Origin of the sequence: Nocardiopsis sinuspersici (assembly GCF_001998325.1) — a bacterium.
Lineage (GTDB): Bacteria > Actinomycetota > Actinomycetes > Streptosporangiales > Streptosporangiaceae > Nocardiopsis > Nocardiopsis sinuspersici.
The window spans coordinates 1,590,983-1,608,402 of record NZ_MCOK01000001.1; the positions used below are offsets into that span (position 1 = coordinate 1,590,983).

The 17,420-nt window shown below is 74.2% G+C and carries 17 protein-coding genes; 12 read left to right on the forward strand and 5 right to left on the reverse strand.

Annotated elements, in window-relative coordinates; genetic code table 11:
- Positions 1–83: 83 nt before the first annotated feature.
- Complete coding sequence (locus NOSIN_RS06675; RefSeq protein WP_206057684.1) at positions 84–509, forward strand: VOC family protein; 426 nt, start codon at positions 84–86, stop codon at positions 507–509.
- 103 nt (positions 510–612) lie between these two features.
- Here the strand turns inward: NOSIN_RS06675 and NOSIN_RS06680 are convergent, their stop codons facing one another.
- Positions 613–1,245: a TetR/AcrR family transcriptional regulator gene (locus NOSIN_RS06680; RefSeq protein WP_218908796.1), complete on the reverse strand. Its 633-nt coding sequence runs from the start codon at positions 1,243–1,245 to the stop codon at positions 613–615.
- Between the two features lie 68 nt (positions 1,246–1,313).
- On the opposite strand from NOSIN_RS06680, the gene NOSIN_RS06685 reads away from it, so the two are divergent.
- From NOSIN_RS06685 to NOSIN_RS06705, 5 genes are all read left to right on the forward strand, one after another.
- Complete coding sequence (locus tag NOSIN_RS06685; protein WP_077693452.1) at positions 1,314–2,537, forward strand: amidohydrolase family protein; 1,224 nt, start codon at positions 1,314–1,316, stop codon at positions 2,535–2,537.
- The gene (locus NOSIN_RS06690; RefSeq protein ID WP_193371971.1) at positions 2,534–3,259 is read left to right on the forward strand and encodes a YqeB family protein; all 726 of its coding nucleotides are present in this window, start codon (positions 2,534–2,536) and stop codon (positions 3,257–3,259) included. Before NOSIN_RS06685 ends, NOSIN_RS06690 begins: the two co-directional genes overlap by 4 nt.
- Positions 3,260–3,560: 301 nt before the next feature.
- Positions 3,561–3,725, forward strand: coding sequence for a 50S ribosomal protein L33 (gene rpmG, locus NOSIN_RS06695; protein ID WP_077693453.1), 165 nt, complete (start codon positions 3,561–3,563; stop codon positions 3,723–3,725).
- 104 nt (positions 3,726–3,829) lie between these two features.
- Positions 3,830–4,078, forward strand: coding sequence for a type B 50S ribosomal protein L31 (locus NOSIN_RS06700; RefSeq protein ID WP_077689899.1), 249 nt, complete (start codon positions 3,830–3,832; stop codon positions 4,076–4,078).
- A gap of 205 nt (positions 4,079–4,283) precedes the next feature.
- Positions 4,284–6,668 carry a flippase-like domain-containing protein gene (locus tag NOSIN_RS06705; RefSeq protein ID WP_375539676.1) on the forward strand — a complete coding sequence of 795 codons (2,385 nt, stop codon included), beginning with the start codon at positions 4,284–4,286 and terminating at the stop codon, positions 6,666–6,668.
- 13 nt (positions 6,669–6,681) lie between these two features.
- Here NOSIN_RS06705 and NOSIN_RS06710 read toward each other — a convergent pair whose 3' ends face one another.
- From NOSIN_RS06710 to NOSIN_RS06725, 4 genes are all read right to left on the reverse strand, one after another.
- Complete coding sequence (locus NOSIN_RS06710; protein WP_077689901.1) at positions 6,682–7,140, reverse strand: hypothetical protein; 459 nt, start codon at positions 7,138–7,140, stop codon at positions 6,682–6,684.
- An 84-nt stretch (positions 7,141–7,224) separates the two neighbouring features.
- Positions 7,225–8,079, reverse strand: a complete 855-nt coding sequence (locus tag NOSIN_RS06715) for a SigB/SigF/SigG family RNA polymerase sigma factor (protein WP_236743315.1) — start codon at positions 8,077–8,079, stop codon at positions 7,225–7,227.
- A 358-nt stretch (positions 8,080–8,437) separates the two neighbouring features.
- Positions 8,438–9,460, reverse strand: a complete 1,023-nt coding sequence (locus NOSIN_RS06720) for a glycosyltransferase family 9 protein (RefSeq protein WP_227015393.1) — start codon at positions 9,458–9,460, stop codon at positions 8,438–8,440.
- 70 nt (positions 9,461–9,530) lie between these two features.
- Positions 9,531–9,950, reverse strand: coding sequence for a CBS domain-containing protein (locus tag NOSIN_RS06725; RefSeq protein WP_077689904.1), 420 nt, complete (start codon positions 9,948–9,950; stop codon positions 9,531–9,533).
- A gap of 374 nt (positions 9,951–10,324) precedes the next feature.
- On the opposite strand from NOSIN_RS06725, the gene NOSIN_RS06730 reads away from it, so the two are divergent.
- The 6 genes from NOSIN_RS06730 to NOSIN_RS06755 are packed head-to-tail and all read left to right on the forward strand — an operon-like array spanning position 10,325 to position 17,399.
- Positions 10,325–11,983 carry a carbamoyltransferase family protein gene (locus tag NOSIN_RS06730; protein WP_077689905.1) on the forward strand — a complete coding sequence of 553 codons (1,659 nt, stop codon included), beginning with the start codon at positions 10,325–10,327 and terminating at the stop codon, positions 11,981–11,983.
- Positions 11,980–13,476, forward strand: coding sequence for an HAD-IIIA family hydrolase (locus tag NOSIN_RS06735; RefSeq protein WP_077689906.1), 1,497 nt, complete (start codon positions 11,980–11,982; stop codon positions 13,474–13,476). Before NOSIN_RS06730 ends, NOSIN_RS06735 begins: the two co-directional genes overlap by 4 nt.
- Positions 13,473–14,489: a glycosyltransferase family 9 protein gene (locus NOSIN_RS06740; RefSeq protein WP_077689907.1), complete on the forward strand. Its 1,017-nt coding sequence runs from the start codon at positions 13,473–13,475 to the stop codon at positions 14,487–14,489. Before NOSIN_RS06735 ends, NOSIN_RS06740 begins: the two co-directional genes overlap by 4 nt.
- On the forward strand, positions 14,486–15,553 hold the full coding sequence (locus tag NOSIN_RS06745) for a glycosyltransferase (protein WP_077689908.1): 1,068 nt from the start codon (positions 14,486–14,488) through the stop codon (positions 15,551–15,553). The genes NOSIN_RS06740 and NOSIN_RS06745 overlap by 4 nt, the downstream gene beginning before the upstream one ends.
- Entirely contained in the window at positions 15,550–16,809 is a 1,260-nt protein-coding gene (locus tag NOSIN_RS06750) for a glycosyltransferase (RefSeq protein ID WP_077689909.1), read from the forward strand. Before NOSIN_RS06745 ends, NOSIN_RS06750 begins: the two co-directional genes overlap by 4 nt.
- Positions 16,809–17,399 carry a D-sedoheptulose-7-phosphate isomerase gene (locus NOSIN_RS06755; RefSeq protein ID WP_077689910.1) on the forward strand — a complete coding sequence of 197 codons (591 nt, stop codon included), beginning with the start codon at positions 16,809–16,811 and terminating at the stop codon, positions 17,397–17,399. Before NOSIN_RS06750 ends, NOSIN_RS06755 begins: the two co-directional genes overlap by 1 nt.
- Positions 17,400–17,420: the final 21 nt, after the last annotated feature.

The following is a 17,420-nucleotide window of genomic DNA, read 5'->3' on the forward strand; positions in this document are numbered from 1 at the left end:
ACGCGGCTCCGGCTCCGTCCCAGGTACACCAGCGGCCACGACAGGCCACGCGACGAAGGAGAACCACCATGACGATCCATCGGATGGACAACGTCGGCATCGTCGTCGAAGATCTGGACGCCGCCATCGCCTTCTTCACCGAACTCGGCATGGAACCGGAGGGCGGAGGGCGGATCGAGGGGCGTTGGGCGGACCGCGTCGTCGGACTCGACGGCATCAGCTGCGACATCGCGATGATGCGGATCCCAGACGGCCACGGCCGCCTTGAGCTGGCGAAGTACCACGCCCCCGCGCCGATCGACGCCGGACCGCGCAACCTGCCGCACAACACGCTGGGCATGCACCGCGTCATGTTCGCCGTCGACGACATCGAGGACGTCGTCGCCCGCCTTCGCACCCACGGCGCCGAACTCGTCGGTGAGCTGGCCCAGTACGAGGACAGCTACCTGCTCTGCTACGTCCGCGGCCCCGAGGGGATCATCGTCGCGTTGGCCGAGCAGCTCGGCTGACGACCCGTCGCGGCCGGCCTGCGACGGCGGTCATCGCGCTCTTGCCGGTCACGGGCCGGTGCCCCTCGGAAAGGTCCGGGGCCCGGCGCCCCGGCATCTCCGGTCACCACGGGGGCGTGCGGCCGGTCGCGGCGGCCGCGAACAGGCGTGCCAGCTCCTGGGCGTAGGCCTCGTGCTCCTCGGCCGGTCTGCGCCGCAGCCGGCCGGGCGCGGAGCCCAGGGCGGCGAAGAGGGTGTCGGTGAACACCTCCGGGTCGAAGGCGCGGAACTCACCGTGGCGCTGCCCCTCGGTGAGGAACCCGGCCAGCTCGGCGCGCCCGGAGGCCTCGTTCTCGGTGATCCACTCGCGGACGGCGGGCGGCGCCGCGGCACCGATGATCTCCTGGCGCGCGGCCATCTCCTCCGGGTGCTGTGAGCAGTACATGACGTGGCCCGCGACGATGCGCCGCAGCCCGTCCTCGAACCCGGTCAGCGGCTCGGGCCCTCCCTCCATGGCGCGGTCCAGACGGGTGTGGACGTACTCCAGCACCTGGCGGATCAGGCGCTCCTTGGTCCTGAAGTGGTAGGTGATCAGGCCCGGGCTGACCGAGGCCCGCGCGGCTATGCGCACGAAGGATGCGCGCGCGTAGCCCTCCTCGGCGATGGTCGTGACCGCCGCCGCCACGATCTGGCGACGGCGTGCCTCCTCGATGAAGGACCGCCGTCCTCCCTCGTCCTCACTGTGGACTGTTTGCATGTACAGGATCCTATATGCTCAACTAGGAAGTGGTCGACCACCACGGCGAACATCTCCGAGAGGCCGTCATGAATGACCGATCGATCGTCCTGACCGGGGCCACGGTGCTCGTCGGCGAGGCCCTGGAGCCGCATGGGGACGCCGTCGTCGTGGTCGAGCACGGCCGCGTCACCGCCGTCGGACCCGACGCGCCGGTACCGCCCCGCGCCCGGGTCCTGGACCTCACGGGGCACACCGTGCTCCCCGGGCTGGTCGACGCCCACGTCCACCTCGGCGCGCCCGAGTCCGAGCGGGGCGGCGGGCCCCGCCCCCCGGCCCGGACCAGGGCGGTCGCCGACTGGTTCCGCTTCCAGCCGCGCAAGAGGCGCGGCTTCCTCCGTCACGGGGTCACCACGGTGTGCAGCCTGGGCGACGAGAACGCCTGGGTCCACGACTTCCGGCGCCGGGCCGCCAGAGGCACCCTGACCGGCCCCCGCCTGCTGATCGCGGGGCCGCTCTTCACCGCCCCCGGCGGGCACCCGGTCGCCACCGTCGGCGCCTCGCCCGACGACGACTGGGTCCGTGTGCCCCGAGGCCCGGAACAGGCCCGTGCGCAGGTGGCGGCGCTCGTCACGGGGGAGGACCCCGTCGACCTGGTCAAGGCCGTGCACGACCGGGGCGATCCCCGCCGTCGGAGCCTGGAACCGCTCGACCCGCGCGTCCTGGCCGCGATCGTGGACGAGGCCCACCGCCACGGCACGCGGGTCGCCGCCCACTGGGGGAGTCTGGCCGACCTGGAGGAACTGCTGGAGGCCGGGGTCGACCACCTCCACCACCTCGAAGCGCGCGGTCCCCTCGACGGGTGGCCGGAGGACCTGCTCGCGGAGGCGGTGCGGCGCGGGGTCACCCTCACCCCGCCCCTGGCCGTCACCGAGACCGTCCGCGACACCCGCGTCACCGCGGCCCTGTGCGAACGGGCCGGGGAGTTCGCCGACGCGGGCGGCACGCTCCTCGCGGGCAGTGACGCCGGGATGCCCTCGGTACACGCCGGCTCCGGGCTGCTCCGCGAGGTCGAACTGCTCGCCGCCTGCGGCCTGACCCCGCGCCGGGCGCTGGTCGCGGCGACCTCGGCACCCGCCCGGGCGCTGGGAGCCCTCGACGTCGGCGCGGTCGCCCCCGGCCGCGCCGCCGACCTCGTCGCCGTCCGCGGCGACCCGCTGTCCGACCTCGGCGCCCTGCGCCGGGTGGCGGCGGTACTGCGCGGGGGCCGCGTCGTGGTCAACCGGATCCGGAACAGGGAGAGAACACGATGAACACCCACCGACCGCCGTCCGTCGTCCGCGAGGGCAGGGGCACGCACGTGTTCCTGTGGACGGTCTTCCCCCTGCTCGGCGCCGGGATCGGCTGGACGCTGTCCCAGGTGCCGGGCTGGCTCGCCCGCGTACCCGTGTGGGTCCACCAGCTTCCGCTGGTTCCCGGTGAGGAGCAGACCGCCCTCCTGGCCCGGTTGGACGGGCCGGTCCTCACCGCCGTCCTGGTGGTCCTCGGGATCCTGGCGGGCGGCTTCGTCGCGCTCTCCTCCTACGACGACATGACGGCCGTCGAGGTGGCCGGGGACGGGGTGCGCGTCACCCGCTCGGGCACGACCACGGCGTTCGAACGCGCGCGGGTGGACGCGGCCTTCATGGACGGCCGGGAACTGGTCCTCCTCGGGCCCGACACCGCCGAGCTCACCCGGGAGCGCACCGACCACGGCGGCGAGCGGCTCCGCGCCGCGTTCGAGGCGCACGGCTACCCCTGGTACGACGGCGACCCGCACCGGGACGAGTTCCAGCGCTGGGTCGACGGGATGCCGGGGCTGGAACAGCACTCCCAGGCCCTCCTGCGGGCCCGCCAGGACGCGCTGAAGGCCGGGGACGCCGACGACGGCGCCGAACTGCGCGAGGAGCTCGCCCGCCTGGGCGTGGTCGTGCGGGAGGAGGGCGGGCGCCAGTACTGGCGCCCGGTCCGGAACGGTTCCCCCTCGGAGGGGTGAGCCCGAGGACCTCCACCGGCGGAGCCGCTCCCGCGGTACCGGCCGCAAACGGTGTCGGCCGGGAGGCGCCCGGGTACGTCCTACGGCAGGTCACCGCCCCATCCGGGGGCGTGTCGCGCCGACACGCCCCCGGAGGCCGTGGTGTGGTGTCACGGCGGGGGTTCGCGGCGGGTGGCCGAGCCGTGGAGCTTCCAGGTCCCGGCTCCTCCCGGGGCGCGGCGCGGTCCGTCGCCGACCGGCCGGAGCGGGAATGAAAACGGTTATCATCGACTTGTTACGTGTGGACCCGGAGGAGGTACCCATGGCACGCAACGAGATCCGACCGATCACCAAGCTCAGGTCGACCGCCGGAACCGGCTACACCTACGTCACCCGCAAGAGCCGGCGCAACACACCCGACCGGCTCACCCTGCGCAAGTACGACCCGAGCGCCCGCCGGCACGTCGACTTCCGCGAGGAGCGCTGAGCGAGCGCCCACCGCCCGCGGGGCCCGTCACCGGCAGGCCCAGACGGCACGGCCGTCCGGACCGGGGCGGTCCCCTCCACCGACCGAACTCCACAGGGGGACACATGAAGCCCGGAATCCACCCCGACTACCACCCGGTCGTCTTCCGCGACCGCGCGGGTGACTTCGCCATCCTCACCAGGTCCACCGTCGACAGCGACAAGACCATCGAGTGGAGCGACGGCAACACCTACCCGCTGATCGACGTCGAGATCTCCAGCGCCAGCCACCCCTTCTACACGGGCCAGACCCGTGTGGTGGACACCGCGGGCCGCGTGGAGCGCTTCCAGCGCCGCTACCAGCGCAAGCGCTGAGCCGCCGGAACCGACGGCGGGGCCCCGCGCCCCGCCGACCGGTCCACACCGGAGAAGGCCCCTGGCCGTGGACACCGCCGTGCGCCGGAACCCACCCGGTCCCCGCGCACGGCGGCGCATCCGATCTCGTGCGAGGGGTCCCGTTCGCACGAAACGCCCCCGCCCCTGGTACCCGGACCCCCGCCGATCGGGCACTCTGGGGAACGTGACACCCCGAACCGACGACGCCCCCTCCCCGTCTCCCCACGCCGCACGGGCCCCGCGCAGGCCCGTCGACCTCCTCATGGGCGCGGTCGGCCTGCTCGTGGTGGCGGCGATCATGATCGCCGTCCAGCTGGCCACCGGAGACGTGGAGGCCACCGACCCCGACCGGCTCCGCGCGCTGCTGCCCGCCGGCCTGTTCCTGTTCGCCGCCGCGGGCGCCAACCTGCTGCTCATCGTCCTGGTCAGCTACGTCGTCCTGCGCCTCCTGTTCACGGAGGGACCGCGGTCCCTGGCCCGGCCGATCACCGCCGGAATCGCCGCGTACACCCTCGCCTCCCTGATCAACGCCGCCCTCGTGGCCCTGATCGGCCCGGAGCGGGTCCCCGAGGTGATCGCCGCGCCCGACGGCGTCTTCACCAGCGCGGCCCTCGGCTACGTGGCCGCCGTCCTCGCCTTCGCCCGCACCATGCCCACCGGGATGCCCCGGGTCCGCTCGGCCCTGTGGGCGGGCAACACCACCGTCGCGGTCTGTGCGCTCCTGGCCGGGGTCACCAGCCTCCTCGCCCTCGTCCTGACCGCCCTGGTCGGCCTCACCTGCGCGGCCCTGGTCCGCTACGCCCTGGGGGAGAGACCCCCGCCCCGGCCCGACGGCCGCCTGCACGAGGAGCTGCGGCGGTTCGGTGTTGACGCCACCGACGTGGTCCGCGCGGACGACGACGAGGAGGGCAACCCCCGCTACCTGGTCGAACTCGACGACGGGCGCGGGGGAGAGGTCGTCGTGCTCAGCTCGGAGAGCACCACCGGGTTCTGGCGGCGCCTGCGCGACCTGCTCTTCCTGCGCGGACCCGTGGCGCCCCGGATGCTCTACGGCGTCCGCCGCCGCGCCGAGCACGCCGCTCTGATGAGCTTCTCCGCCCGTCAGGCCGGGGTCGTCGCCCCCCGCGTCCTGGCCGTCGGCGAACTCGGGCCCGGCACCGTCCTGCTGGTCCGGGAGCTGCCCGGGTTCCGCACCCTGGACGAGCTGGACGAGCGGGACCTCACCGACGAACTGCTCGACCTGTGCTGGGACGAGCTCGGTCTGCTGCACCGGCACCGCCTGGCGCACGGCAACCTCAACGGCGCCACCGTCGGCGTCCTGGGCACGCCCCCCGAACGCGCGGTCTTCACCGGCCTGGACCGGGGCGCGGTGGCCGCGCCCCAGCTCCAGATCGCCCTGGACCAGGCCGCCATGGTCACCCTGCTGGCGATGCGGGTGGGGGTGGAGCGGGCGGTGGACTCCGCGGTACGCGCACTGGGGGTTCCGGCCGCCGCCGCGGTCCTGCCGTTCCTACAGCCCGCGGGCCTGCCCTACACACTGCGCGCGGGCCTGCGGGGGGACCGCGGGCTCCTCGGGCGGCTGCGCGAGCGCGTGGTGAGCGTCGCACCGGAGGCGCCCTCCGAACCGGCGCGCCTGGAACGGATGCGTCCGCGCACCATCGTCAGCGTGATCGTCGTGACCGCCGTCGGCCTGGTCCTCCTGTACCAGCTCACCGGGGTGGACTTCAGCACCATCGGCCAGGCCGACCCCGGGTGGGCGGCGGCCGCCCTCGTGGCGTCCGTGGTGTGCACGCTCTCCGCCGCGATGATCCTCATCGGCTTCGTGCCCGTGCCGCTGCCGTGGTGGCGCACCGTCATGGTCCAGTACGCGGGGTCGTTCGTGCGCATCGCCGCGCCCGCCGGACTGGGGTCGATCGCGATCAACACGCGGTTCGCCACCAAGGCGGGGGCGCCCACCTCACTGGCCCTGTCCGCGGTGGGCCTCACCCAGCTGGTCGGTTTCATGGTGCACGTGCCGCTGCTGCTGGTGTGCGCCTACCTCACCGGTACCTCGTACTGGACGGGGTTCACGCCGTCCCCGACCGTCGTCGTGATCAGCATCGCAGGAACGGCCGCGGTGGGCATGACCCTCCTGGTGCCCCGGCTTCGGCGGGCCGTCGTCGACCGGGTCCGGCCCTACCTGCGCGGTGTGCTGCCCCGGCTGCTGGACATGCTCCAGAGCCCGTCCAGCCTGGCGCTGGGATTCGGGGGGACGCTGCTGCTGACCGTGGCGTTCGTGCTGTGCATGCACTTCTCGGTGCTGGCCTTCGCCGACCCGCGGACCCAGGTGAGCCTGGTGGCGGTCGCGGTGGTCTACCTGGCGGGCAACGCGATCGGCTCGGCGGCTCCCACGCCGGGCGGCCTGGGAGCGGTGGAGGCGGCCCTGATCGGCGGCATGACCACCGTGGTGGGCGTGCCCGCCGCCGTCGCGCTGCCCGCGGTGCTGCTGTTCCGGCTGCTGACCTTCTGGCTTCCGGTGCTGCCCGGCTGGGGCGCCTTCTCCTATCTACAGCGCCGCGAGGCCATCTGAGGCCGTGCCTTCGTCAGGAGGCGCGGGCCCGTGGGCGCACGGCCTTGTTGATCACCCAGGCGACGAGGCCGCTGAGGGCGCCGACGACCGCACCGGTGGCCAGGCTGCTCACCACGGCGAAGCCGCGGAAGAGGACCGTGTGCGCGAGGGGCGGCAGGTCGCTGAGGTTGCCGCCCAGCCTCGGCGGGTTCCCCTCCCAGGAGGCGCCCCACAGCAGTTGGTGGCCCAACGCGAGGAGGACCCCGTAGACCAGGCCGACCACCAACAGCGTCAGGAACGGTCTGGGCACCCGGGCCAGGACGGCCACGACCACCCAGACGAGCGGCGGGACGAACACGAACAGGGCGTTGACGAACGTCCCCTCGTGGATGACGTCGAGGTCGTGCAGTACCACGCGGGGTACCGCGAGCAGGGCCAGTCCGATCAGCACGGTCCACGGCAGGCCCAGGGCGGGGCGGTTCTGTGCGGTCATGGCCCCAAAGCTACGGACACCGTCCCCCCGCGGGCGTCCGCGTCCGGTCTCGACCGTGTACGTCCGAACGCGTCACCGGCGTCGTCACGGTGGCGGCGTCCGTGGCGTGCGGCGGGGCCGGGAACGGCCGTCCCCGCGCGCCGGGTCCACGACGACCTCCCTGCGCAGTTGGTCCAGGACCCCCGCGAGCAGCCGGGAGACGTGCATCTGTGAGTAGCCCAGCGCCTCGGCGATCTCGGACTGGGTGTGGTCGCCGAAGAACCGCAGCATGAGGATCGTGCGCTCCCGTTCGGGAAGGCGCGCCAGGGCGGGCTTGATCGACTCGCGCTCGACCACCCGCTCCAGGGCCTCGTCCTCGCTGCCCAGGTGGTCCTCCAGCGGGACGGCCGTCCCGCGGTCGGAGCCCGAGGCGTCGGGCGCGTCCAGCGACAGGGACCGGTAGGCCGCCGAGACCTGGGTCAGCTCGCGTACCTCGGCCTCGGAGATCCCCATCGCCAGGGCGAGTTCCGAGGTCGTGGGGGTGCGCGCGTGGGCCTGTTGGAACTCGCCGGTGACGCGCCTGAGCTGACTGCGGTTCTCCTGGTGCCGCCGCGGTACGCGCACGGCCCAGGTGTGGTCGCGGAAGTGGCGCTTGATCTCCCCGGTGACCGTGGGCAGCAGGTAGGAGATGAACGGCTTGCCGCGCTCGGGGTCGTAGCCGTGGATGGCCTTGACCAGCCCCAGCATGGCCGTCTGCTTCAGGTCCTCGTAGGGCTCGCCCCTGCCGTCGTAGCGGCGGGCGATCCGCTGTACCAGCGGACGGTACAGGTCCATCACGCGCTCGCACAGCGCCACGGCGCGCGGGTCCTGGCTCGACAGTGCCTTCAGGGCCACCAGGAGCTCCTCCGCGGAGACGGAGGAGGTCGAGGAGGCTTCCACGGCATCGGTGTTGGCGGACACGTAAGACCTCACTCGTCGATGGACTTCGTTGAGGCCCGGGGCCGGTTTCGTCCGCGTCGTCGCGCGATGTCCGGTCGCCCTCCGAGACGCGGTGCCCACGGGTGGTGCGCTCATGTGGACGGTGGTGGAAGGCTGTGGCTTCTGTGGCCTGCCCGGCGGACGCGGCTCGGGGCCGGTGGGTACGCAGCGTGTACGTGCCCATGAGCAGAGTCCCGAAAAAGCGCGCAACCATGACTTGGAGGAAGCTTGCCCGGGTGTTGGCGAACCTCGGGCCGAGGTGGTCCGCACGATCCGGCCGCCGGGACAACCGGATTGTGCGCGCGCCCCTGGCGGAGGCGGACCGCTCCTCGCGGCGCGGTCAGGGCTCGCTGATCCTCTTCTCGCCGGCCGTCCTCTCACCGGCCGCTCTTCCGGCGACCGCCCCTTCGCCCGCGTGGCCGGCGGCCGCGGCGAGCACGGTGTCGCACGCGGTGACGACCTCCTCCATGCCGATGGCCTCCAGGCCCGGGTCCAGCGTCGCGGCGTGCGGGTCGCCCCGTCCTCCCCTCCACAGGCACACGTGGAGGTCCCGGTCTACCCGGGGGCCCCACAGTCGCGGGGGCACGGGCCCGAAGAGGCGTACCGACGGCGTGCCGTAGGCGGTGGACAGGTGGCCGACACCGGTGTCCCCGCACACCACCAGCCGGGCCCCGGCGACCAGGCGCGCCAACAGGTCCAGGGAGGTGCGCCCGGCCAGGACCGCCCTGGGGCCGATCCCGGCGGCCTCGGCCACCCGCTCGGCCAGGGCCGCCTCGCGTTCGGATCCGGTCACCACCACCCGCAGTCCTGAGGCCGCCAGGTGTGCGGCCACGCGCGCGAAGCGCTCCGCGGGCCACCGGCGCGACTCCGAGGCGGCTCCGGGGTGGACGACGGCGGTGTCCCCCGCGACCACAGGGTCCCCCGGCCCCGACCGGTCCGCCCACTCCGGCGGACGCGGCCACCTCAGGTCGTCCGGATCGGCGGCCACACCGTGCAGACGCAGCAGGCGGCACCAGATCTCCGCGTCGTGGACCCCCCGCGGCCACTCGGGGCCGGGCCACTCCGGCGCGGACGGGTGCCCGTGGGTCCACAGCCGCTCCGGCCCCAGGGAGGCCAGGGCCGCAGTGCTCTGCGGCCCCCGGCCGTGGAGGTTGACCGCCAGGTCCGGGGCGGAGGCCCCGTCCGGGACGCACAACGGCTCGGTCGGCAGGACCTCCCAGCGCAACCCGGCCAGCGCGACCAGGTGCCGGTACCAGGAGGGGCCCGCCAGGACCCTGTGCCACGCGGGCAGCGCCCTCTCCAGCGCGCGCAGCGCGGGAACGGCCGTGGCGAAGTCACCGAGGCCCAGGGCCCGAGACACCAGCAGGGACGGCCCGCTCCCGCCCGGGCCCCCTCGACCGGGCGGGAGCGGGCGCACGTCCCCGGCCGGACGCTCAGCGGTTGGGGTCGGCAGCACTGACATCGGCCAGAGCGGAGTCCTCGTCGACGGCACGTGCCAGGTCCCCCATGCTCACGACGCCCACGACACGGTCGCCGTCCACCACGGGAAGGCGGCGCACGGCGCTGGTGCGCATCACGTGCACCGCGTCGCGGATGTCGCTCTGGGGCGGCACCGTGGCCAGCTCGGAGCTGCAGACCTCCTCGGCGGTGTGCTGGGCGGGGTCACCGCCCTCGGCCACGCAGCGCACGACGATGTCGCGGTCGGTCAGGATGCCCATGATCCTGTTGTCCTGGGTCACGACCACGTCGCCCACGTCGGAGTCGCGCATGACCTCCGCGGCCTCACGCAGCGACGTGTCCGGTGAGATCGTGCGGACCGGGGTGCTCATCACCTCGTCGATGGTTCGCAACATGGCCTGCTCCTTTCTGCCGGCTCCTGCCACGGCCGTGTTCGTCGGGCGGTCTCGCGCCCGGGGAGCGGTTCCGCCCGTGTGGGCGCGAGCGCTCGGAACACCCCGTGGCCTCATCCGTCCCATAGCCCGCATTCACCGGGACAAACATGGCGCTTCGTCGCATGTCAAGAACCGCTCCGGCCGTGCACGGCGTGTCCCGCGCCGGCGGGCCCTCCCGTCACCCTCCGTGTCGGCGGGTTCTCCCGCGTGCGGGTGTCAGGGCAGGTGGGGGCGTGTGCCCGCTCCGGGCCCATGTTTAGTCGTCGCTTCGACTGGTAGTCGAGTGAGTGCGCTCAGCGTCCGAGTGCACAGACTCCGGCAAGGAGGGAGCGGTCATGAGAATCCTCGGTGTCAACGCCGTCTTCCACGATCCGGCGGCGGCGCTCGTCGTGGACGGTCACACCGTCGCGGCGGCCGAGGAGGAGAGATTCTCCCGACGCAAGCACGGCAAGGAAGCGGTCCCCTTCTCGGCCTGGGAGCTGCCGGTGCAGTCGATGCGCTGGTGCCTGGAACAGGCGGGCCTGCGCCCGGCCGACCTGGACGCCGTCGCCTATTCCTACGACCCCTCCCTGGCCGACCCCGAGGGGCCCGGGCAGGACCGCGGCTGGGAGCGGCTGCGCCTGTTCTACGTCGAGCGCGCGCCGCACTTCCTCGCCACCGCCCTGCCGGGGCTGGACCCGGCCAAGGTCAGCTACGTGCCCCACCACGTCGCGCACGCGGCCTCCACGGGACTCGCGGCCCCGGCCGAGGCCGGAGGCGGCGAGTGCGCGGTGTTCGTGGCCGACGGACGCGGCGAGAGCACCTCGCACCTGGCGGGCGTCTACACCGGCGGTCACCTGGAGGTCCTGGCCCGCCAGCCGCTGCCCGAGTCGCTGGGCCTGGTCTACGAGGAGCTCACCGAGCACGTGGGCTTCCACCGCTCCAGCGACGAGTACAAGGTGATGGCCCTGGCCTCCTACGGCGAGCCCACCATGCTCGACCGGCTGCGCGAGCGCATCGGCTACGAGGGCGACGGACTGGTCCGGGCCTCCGGCGTGGACTGGAACTCCTTCGCCGATCCGTGCGTGCCCGGCCAGGAGCCCGCCAAGGAACACGCCAACCTTGCCGCCAGTGTGCAGGCCGCCATGGAGGAGGCGCTCCTGGGCGCGCTCGGCTGGCTGCACGAGCAGACCGGGAGCCCGAACCTGACGATGGCCGGAGGGGTGGCGCTCAACTGCGTCGCCAACAGCCGCATCGCCCGCGAGAGCCCCTTCGAGCGCGTGTGGGTCCAGCCCGCCTCCGGCGACGCGGGCACCGCGCTGGGCGGCGCGATGCACATGGCCTCGTTGGTGGAGGACCACGTCGCACCCATGCCCGGGGCCGACCTGGGCCGCTCCTGGGACGAGGACGAGCTGTGGCGCATACTGCGCGAGGCCGACGTGGAGTTCGAGCGCCCCGACGACCTGGCCGACACCGTGGCCGAGGCCCTGGAGGGCGACGCCCTCGTGGCCTGGTTCCAGGGCCGCTCGGAGTACGGGCCCCGCGCCCTGGGACACCGCTCCCTGCTCGCCAACCCCGCCAACTCCGGCAACCTCGAACGGCTCAACCGGGTCAAGGGCCGCGAGCAGTTCCGGCCCGTCGCGCCGATGGTGGCCGAGCGCAGGGCGCCGGAGATCTTCTCCGGAGGGCCCCTGCCCAGCCCCTACATGCTCTTCGTCCACGACGTGCACCCCGACTGGCGCGAGCGCATACCCGCCGTGGTCCACGTGGACGGCACCGCCCGGGTCCAGACCGTCTCACCGGCCGACGACCCGCTCACCTCGCGCCTGCTGGAGCGCTTCGAGGCGCGCAGCGGCCTGCCCGTCCTGGTCAACACCAGCCTGAACACCGCCGGACGCCCCATGGTCGACTCCCCGCGCGACGCCCTGGAGTGCTTCGGTTCGGCGCCCGTGGACGTCCTGGCGATCGGACCGTTCGTGGTCCGCCGCCACCCGCGAGAGAGGGTGTACCGATGAGTGCGGCCCGCTACTCGGTCGTCGTGCCCACGGTGGGGCGCCACACCCTGCCCCGTGTGCTCCGACCACTGCTCGACGCGCCGCCCGAGGCGGCCCCCGAGGAGATCGTCGTCGCCGACGACCGGCCCCTGACGGAGACCGGGCCCCTGCCCGGCACCGACCACGCCCGGGTGCGCGTCCTGCGTACCGGGGGCGGCGGTCCCGCCTCCGCCCGCCAGGCCGGATGGCACTCCTGCCGCAGCGAGTGTATCGCCTTCCTGGACGACGACGTCGCCCCGCCCGACGACTGGCCGGAGCGGCTGTGCGCGGACCTGGCCTCCATGTCCCCCGAGGCGGGGGCGAGCCAGGGGCGCGTCACCGTGCCCCGGCCCGAGGGACGCGGGCCCACGGACGCCGAACGCGCCACCCTGGCCCTGGAGGGCGCCCCGTGGATCACCGCCGACATGGCCTACCGTAGGAGCGCGCTGGAGGCGGTCGGCGGCTTCGACACGCGTTTCCCGCGTGCCTACCGGGAGGACACCGACCTGGCCCTGCGGGTCATGGACGCCGGATACACCCTGGTCGGGGGCGAGCGAGAGTGCGTGCACCCGCTGCGCGGCGGCGGCCGCTGGTCCAGCCTTCCCGCCCAGCGCGGCAACGCCGACAACGCTCTGATGGACCGCCTGCACGGACGCCACTGGCGCGACCGGGTCGGTGAGGGGCCCGGCGGCCTGCGCGGGCACGTCGTGACCACGGCCGCGCTCGCGGCCGCCGCCGGAGCCGCGCTGACCGGACACCGGAGGACGGCCGCCGCGCTCGGCGCCCTGTGGGCGGCGCGCACCGCCGCCTTCGCCGGGCGGCGTGTCACCGGCGGTCCCGCCACCGCCGCCGAGGTCACCGACATGGTGGTGACCAGCGCGCTCATCCCGCCCCTGGCCTGCTGGCAGCGGCTGCGCGGCGAGATCCGCCACGCCGGGGCGAGCCCGGCCACCGGTGTCCGGGCGATCCTGTTCGACAGGGACGGCACCCTGGTCGAGGACGTCCCCTACAACGGCGACCCCGACAAGGTGCGGCCCACGCCCACCGCCGCACGGGCTCTGGCCCTGGCACGCCGCGCCGGACTCGCCGTCGGGGTGGTGAGCAACCAGTCCGGGATCGCCCGCGGGCTGCTCACCCACGACCAGGTGGAGGCGGTCAACCGGCGTGTGGACGAACTGCTCGGCCCCTTCGACGTCTGGCGGATGTGCCCGCACGGCGAGGAGGACGGCTGCCGGTGCCGCAAGCCCGAACCCGGCATGGTCCACTCCGCCGCGGCCGAGCTGGGCCTGTTCGCCTCCCAGTGCGCTCTGGTCGGCGACATCGGCTCCGACGTCGACGCCGCCCGCGCCGCGGGCGCGCGCGGGGTGCTCGTGCCCACCGCGGCGACCCTGGAGGCGGAGAGCCGGGTCGCCCCCGAGACCGCACCCGACCTGGAGGCGGCCGTGCTGCGCCTCCTGGGAGGGGGCGCTCCGTGAGTGGTGGCACCGTGCTCGTGGCACGACTGGACAGCATGGGCGACGTCCTGCTGTCGGGACCGGCGGTACGCGCCGTCGCCCACGGCGCCGACCGGGTGGTCTACCTGGCCGGGCCCCGGGGCGCCGAGGCCGCCGCGATGCTGCCGGGCGTGGACGAGGTCCTGACCTGGTGCGCTCCCTGGATCGCCGCCGACCCGCCTCCGGTGGACCGCGAGGAGGTCACGGGTCTCGTGGAGCGCCTGTCCCGCGTCGGCGCGGACGCCGCCGTGCTGCTGACCTCCTTCCACCAGTCGCCCCTGCCGCTGGCCCTGCTCCTGCGCATGGCCGGGGTACCGCGGGTCTGCGCCATCAGCGAGGACTACCCGGGCAGCCTGCTCGACGTGCGCCACCACGTGGCCCACGGCATCCCCGAGGCCGAGCGGATGCTCTCCCTGGCCGAGGCCGCCGGGTACCCGCCTCCCGAGGGCGAGACCGGGCGCCTGGCGGTGCGCCGTCCACTGCCCGACACCCGGAGGGTGACCGGGCCGGACGGGTACGCGGTCGTCCACGTCGGCGCGGACGCGCCCTCCCGGGAGCTGCCGCCCGACCTGGCCGCCAAGACCGTCGCCGCGCTCGCCGAGCGCGGACACCGCGTCCTGGTCACCGGCTCGGCGGGTGAGGCGGACCTGGCCGGGGAGATCGCCGCGCACGGCGGCACGGACCTGGCCGGGCGCACCACCGTCGCCCAACTGGCCGACCTGCTCGACCGCGCCGCCGTCCTGGTCTCGGGCAACACCGGCCCCGCCCACCTGGCCGCCGCGGTCGGCACGCCCGTGGTCTCGCTCTTCTCCCCGGTCGTGCCCGCCTCCGCCTGGGCTCCCTACGGCACGCCGGTGCGTGTCCTGGGCGACCAGCGGGCGCCCTGCGCCGACACCCGGGCCCGGGTCTGCCCCGTACCCGGCCATCCCTGTCTGGGCTCCGTCTCCTCCGACGACGTCCTGACCGCCGTCGACGAACTCCTGGGGGAACGATGACCGTCCACCACCCGACCCCGGCACCGAACACGGCCGTCTCGGCCGAGACGGCCTCGGCCGACATGTCCCAGGGCGAGGCCAGGACGCCCCGGCGCGTCCTGCGGATCCTGCTCTGGCACGTCCACGGCTCGTGGACCACCGCGTTCGTCCACGGCGGGCACACCTGCCTGCTGCCGGCGACCCCCGACCGGGGGCCGGACGGGCGGGGGCGCGCGCGGACGTGGGACTGGCCGCGCAACGCCGTGGACACGCCCTGGGAACGGATACGCGGGAGCGAGCCCGACCTGGTCATCCTCCAGCGCCCGCACGAGCTCGCCCTGGCCGAGAGGCTCCTGGGCCGCACCCTGGGCAGGGACGTGCCCGCCGTCTACGTGGAGCACAACACCCCGCGCAACGACGTGCCGGTCACCCGCCACCCCATGGCCGACCGCGACGACATCCCCGTCGTCCACGTCACCCACTTCAACGACCTGTTCTGGGACTGCGGGCGCGCCCCCACCCGTGTGATCGAGCACGGCGTGCCCGACCCCGGGTACCGGTACACCGGCGAGACCGCCCGCACGGGCGTGGTGCTCAACGAGCCCCTGCGCCGCTGGCGCTTCACCGGCACCGACCTGCTCCCCACACTCGCCGAGAGGGTGCCCCTGGACCTGTTCGGCATGGGTGTGGCCGGGGTCCCCGACCACTTCGGGCTGCCGCCTTCACGACTGCGCGCCCACGAGGACCTGCCCCAGGGCGCCATGCACGACCAGCTCGCCCGCCGCCGCGCCTACGCGCATCCCCTGCGGTGGACCTCGCTCGGCCTCTCCCTCATCGAGGCCATGATGCTCGGCCTTCCCGTCGCCGTCCTGGGAACCACGGAGGCACACGAGGCCGTACCACCGGAGGCGGGCACCGTCTCGACCGACCCCCGAGTACTCGCGGAGGCGCTGCACGCGTTCCATGAGGACCGCGACCTCGCCTTCCGCACCGGCACGGCCGCCCGAGCCGCGGCCCTGCGCCGCTACGGGCTCACCCGGTTCCTCGACGACTGGGACCGGGTGCTACAGGAGGTGACGTCATGAGGATCGCCATGGTCTCCGAACACGCCAGCCCGCTGGCGGCGATCAGCGGAGAGGACGCGGGCGGCCAGAACGTCCACGTGGCCGAGCTGGCGACGGCGCTCGCCGCGCGCGGACACGAGGTCGCCGTCTACACGCGCCGCACCGACGCCGAGAAACCCGACACCGTGTCCATGGGCCCGGGAGTGCGTGTGGAGCACGTGCGCGCCGGTCCGGCGGCTCCGATCAGCAAGGACGAGCTTCCCCGCTACATGCCCGAGTTCGCGCAGCGGCTGCGGGCGGCCTGGCGGATCCACCGGCCGGACGTCGTCCACGCCCACTTCTGGATGAGCGGCTTCGCCTCACTGCGGGCCGCCAACACCCTGGGCCTGCCGGTCCTGCAGACCTTCCACGCCCTGGGCACCGTCAAGCACCGCCACCAGGGCTCGGACGACACCAGCCCCGTGGACCGCATCCCGACCGAGCGCGCCGTGGCCAGCCAGTGCGACATGGTCGTGGCCACCTCCACCGAGGAGCGCCGCGAACTCGGGGAGTGGGGCGTCCCGCCCGAGCGCGTCGCCGTCGTGCCCTGCGGCGTGGACACCTCACGCTTCACCCCGAAGGGTCCCGCCGCCGCGCGCGGCGACCGGCCGCGCCTGCTCAGCCTGGGCCGCCTGGTCAGGCGCAAGGGCGTGGACACGGTGATCCGTGCGCTGGCCGAGGTGCCCGAGGCCGAACTGGTGATCGCGGGAGGCGCCGACCTGGACCGCCTGTGGACCCAGCCCGAGGCGGTGCGGCTGCGCATGGTCGCCGAGCGCATGGGCGTCGAGGACCGGGTCCGCTTCCTGGGCTGTGTGGACCGCTACGAGGTCCCCGCCCTGCTCAGGTCGGTCGACGCGGCCGTCAACGTGCCCTGGTACGAGCCCTTCGGGATCTCCACCGTCGAGGCGATGGCCTGCGGTGTCCCCGTGGTCGCCTCCCGCGTGGGCGGTCACGTGGACACCGTCGTGCACGGGGAGACCGGCCTGCTCGTGCCGCCCCGCTCGCCCAAGCGGCTGGGCCGCGCCATGCGCTGGCTGCTCTCCGACGAGGGGTCCAGGTCCTCCTTCGCCGAAGCGGCGGCCGAGCGCGCCCGGGAGCGCTACTCCTGGGCGGAGGTGGCCCGGCGCACGGAGGAGTGCTACCTGCACGTGACCGGCACGGTCGGCGCGGGCGTTCCGGCGCCCCGCGCGGTCAGCAGCACGCCGGTCGGCACCACGGCCAGGGGAGGCGAGGAGTGATGCACACACACCTGAGGCGGCTCAGCTCCGCCCTGGACGGCACCGACGCGGCCCGCGTCGAGGAGTGGGGCGCCCGCGCCGCGCGGGCCCTGAGCGACGGGCAGCGCCTGTTCGCCTGCGGCAACGGCGGCAGTGCGGCCGAGGCCCAGCACCTGACGGCCGAGCTGACCGGGCGCTTCGAGAACGAGCGCGCGCCCCTGTCGGCCATCGCGCTGCACGCGGAGACCTCCAGCGTCACCGCCATCGCCAACGACTACGGGTACCGCCAGGTCTACGCGCGCCAACTGCGCGCCCACGCCCGGCCCGGCGACCTGCTGGTGTGCATGTCCACCAGCGGCAACAGCGAGAACGTCGTCGCCGCGGCCAAGGTCGCGCACGAACTCGGCGTCACCTGCTGGTCGATGACCGGCCCGGGCCCCAGCGCCCTGGAGTCGCTCAGCGACGAGACGGTCGCGGTCCCCGCACCGAGCACCTCGACCGTGCAGGAGGTCCACCTGGCGCTCGTCCACGTGTTCTGCGCAGCGGTGGACCGGGAGGTGGCGGCGCGTGAGCACGAGGTGTTCGTCCCGGCCCGGAGGGCCGCCACGTGAGCGCCGCCGAAGGACCCGTGG

Coding starts and splice junctions, on each gene's coding strand:
- NOSIN_RS06675 (WP_206057684.1), top strand. CDS start 84: ATGGACAACGTCGGCATCGTCGTCGAAGATCTGGACGCCGCCATCGCC.
- NOSIN_RS06680 (WP_218908796.1), bottom strand. CDS start 1,245: ATGCAAACAGTCCACAGTGAGGACGAGGGAGGACGGCGGTCCTTCATC.
- NOSIN_RS06685 (WP_077693452.1), top strand. CDS start 1,314: ATGAATGACCGATCGATCGTCCTGACCGGGGCCACGGTGCTCGTCGGC.
- NOSIN_RS06690 (WP_193371971.1), top strand. CDS start 2,534: ATGAACACCCACCGACCGCCGTCCGTCGTCCGCGAGGGCAGGGGCACG.
- rpmG (WP_077693453.1), top strand. CDS start 3,561: ATGGCACGCAACGAGATCCGACCGATCACCAAGCTCAGGTCGACCGCC.
- NOSIN_RS06700 (WP_077689899.1), top strand. CDS start 3,830: ATGAAGCCCGGAATCCACCCCGACTACCACCCGGTCGTCTTCCGCGAC.
- NOSIN_RS06710 (WP_077689901.1), bottom strand. CDS start 7,140: ATGACCGCACAGAACCGCCCCGCCCTGGGCCTGCCGTGGACCGTGCTG.
- NOSIN_RS06725 (WP_077689904.1), bottom strand. CDS start 9,950: ATGTTGCGAACCATCGACGAGGTGATGAGCACCCCGGTCCGCACGATC.
- NOSIN_RS06730 (WP_077689905.1), top strand. CDS start 10,325: ATGAGAATCCTCGGTGTCAACGCCGTCTTCCACGATCCGGCGGCGGCG.
- NOSIN_RS06735 (WP_077689906.1), top strand. CDS start 11,980: ATGAGTGCGGCCCGCTACTCGGTCGTCGTGCCCACGGTGGGGCGCCAC.
- NOSIN_RS06745 (WP_077689908.1), top strand. CDS start 14,486: ATGACCGTCCACCACCCGACCCCGGCACCGAACACGGCCGTCTCGGCC.
- NOSIN_RS06750 (WP_077689909.1), top strand. CDS start 15,550: ATGAGGATCGCCATGGTCTCCGAACACGCCAGCCCGCTGGCGGCGATC.
- NOSIN_RS06755 (WP_077689910.1), top strand. CDS start 16,809: ATGCACACACACCTGAGGCGGCTCAGCTCCGCCCTGGACGGCACCGAC.